This is a genomic window from Mycobacterium sp. (assembly GCF_050701675.1).
Taxonomy (GTDB): domain Bacteria; phylum Actinomycetota; class Actinomycetes; order Mycobacteriales; family Mycobacteriaceae; genus Mycobacterium.
On sequence record NZ_JBOGDD010000860.1, the window covers coordinates 1 to 1561 of the forward strand.

At 64.6% G+C, this 1561-nt stretch carries 3 protein-coding genes; 2 read left to right on the forward strand and 1 reads right to left on the reverse strand.

Annotated features, from left to right (window positions below; translation table 11 throughout):
• The first annotated feature begins 160 nt into the window (after positions 1 to 160).
• Together ACRDUX_RS26435 and ACRDUX_RS26440 are read left to right on the forward strand one after the other, a co-directional pair.
• Positions 161 to 397 (forward strand): hypothetical protein, encoded by a 237-nt coding sequence (locus ACRDUX_RS26435; protein ID WP_526418086.1) that lies wholly within the window; start codon positions 161 to 163, stop codon positions 395 to 397.
• A gap of 67 nt (positions 398 to 464) precedes the next feature.
• Positions 465 to 749 carry a fibronectin-binding protein gene (locus ACRDUX_RS26440; protein ID WP_526418088.1) on the forward strand — a complete coding sequence of 95 codons (285 nt, stop codon included), beginning with the start codon at positions 465 to 467 and terminating at the stop codon, positions 747 to 749.
• 98 nt (positions 750 to 847) lie between these two features.
• Here the strand turns inward: ACRDUX_RS26440 and ACRDUX_RS26445 are convergent, their stop codons facing one another.
• Positions 848 to 1492, reverse strand: coding sequence for a TetR/AcrR family transcriptional regulator (locus ACRDUX_RS26445; RefSeq protein WP_526418090.1), 645 nt, complete (start codon positions 1490 to 1492; stop codon positions 848 to 850).
• Positions 1493 to 1561 lie beyond the last annotated feature (69 nt).

Genomic DNA, 1561 nt, shown 5'->3' on the forward strand with positions numbered 1-1561 from the left:
CCACGCCGTCAACGGGCCTGAGCGGGGTCATGAACTTCGCAAACCCGACTCAGCGTCATCGGTCGGTCGTGGCGAGTGGGCGACGGTGTTGCCATTCCCGCACGAAGAGACGGCGAGTTGCCGCCGCCCACCAGTCGCGATTTGTGATTTTGGAGGTCGAATGTACAGGTCCATCAAGCCAATTGCCGCCGCAGCAGGCATCGCTGCAGTGTTGACAGCAGGACTGAGCGTCGCCACGCATGCGTCGGACTATGCCACTGGTACGTACAGCAGCACGGGCGGTGCCGGAGACACCATCACGATGAGCGTCGAGTCGACGACGCTGGAGACCGCCTCGTTCGGGCCGGCGGCAAAGGCGACCGCCCCCTGCGGATTTGCTCAGACGGGAGCTTGCTGAGCGGACCGCGGTGGCAGGCTAGCCCGAAAGCGATAATTATCTGACGATTTCGATCTAGGCTGCAGGGATGGTCATCACGAAGAAGGGGGCCTTCCTCGTCGCCGTAGGAGTAGTCGCGGCGTCACTCGGTACGGCGGTGCCCGCCGGTGCCGATCCCTCAGAGGATCCGTGTCAACTCGCCGTCACGTTCCTCTGTCGCTTCATGCCGATGGCGCCTGGTCTCGACCACGACATCGACCTCACGCAAGGTCCTGGGACTCTGAACGGTCAGTCTCTGCCGGAGATGCCCGATGCTGGCCAGAGCCCGGAAGACGTGCCGCCAGCCGCAATCTGCGCAAACGGCTGCACCTAGAAGGATTTCGCCCGACTGAGCTTGACGCGGAAACCTTGTCTAGGACGACGTGTTCCGCGGTCCGGTTCTAGATCGTTCGTGGGGAAACTTGCGAGTGTCTAGGTGCGGGCACGCCGGTCATCTGAGTGGCCGGCGAAGACATGCCGGCGGATGATCGCCAACTCGGCGCCGCTGTCGGCGCCCGGCCAGCAGAGCAGGGACAACGTCAGCCGTGAGATCAGCTCACAGCCGACGCCGTCGGCGACGTCGAGACCCGTCAGCAGGGCGACGCAGTCCGTCACTTGGGTGATCAGTGCGCTGCTCACGCTCCGCCCCGCGGCGGGGCCGGTGAGCAAGGCCGCCGAGACCGGGTCGGCACGGATCGTCTCCAGGGAAGCGACGATCGCTCGGACGACGCGCTCATCACCCTCGAGGTCGGTCACCGACATCGCTACTGACGCGTTGATCCGGTCGATCGCCTCGTCGAGCACTGCGTCGCGCAGAGCCTCCTTTCCGCCCACCCGGCGATACACCGTCGCCCGTGAGCAGCCCGCCCGCACCGCGACGTCTTCCATACTCAATCCGTCGAGGCCGCAATCGGCGACGGCTCGGGTCGCCGCTGCGAGGATCCGCTCGACGACACGCGTCCTGTGCCGGAGCATCGCGAACGGTGACTCCTTCCGCCGTGATGCGAGATCCCACTCCCCGTCGAATCGGGTTACGTCGCGCTCGACACCGTCAACGCATACGGGTACCGCCGACATGGCGCGCCCCTTTCTGCTCCGCTGCGAACATCCCGCAACTGTTGGAGAAAGAAATATATAGTTATACAT

What these genes read in the sequence shown, in the direction of transcription:
- ACRDUX_RS26435 (WP_526418086.1), top strand. Translation starts at nt 161, where the DNA reads ATGTACAGGTCCATCAAGCCAATTGCCGCCGCAGCAGGCATCGCTGCA.
- ACRDUX_RS26440 (WP_526418088.1), top strand. Translation starts at nt 465, where the DNA reads ATGGTCATCACGAAGAAGGGGGCCTTCCTCGTCGCCGTAGGAGTAGTC.
- ACRDUX_RS26445 (WP_526418090.1), bottom strand. Translation starts at nt 1,492, where the DNA reads ATGTCGGCGGTACCCGTATGCGTTGACGGTGTCGAGCGCGACGTAACC.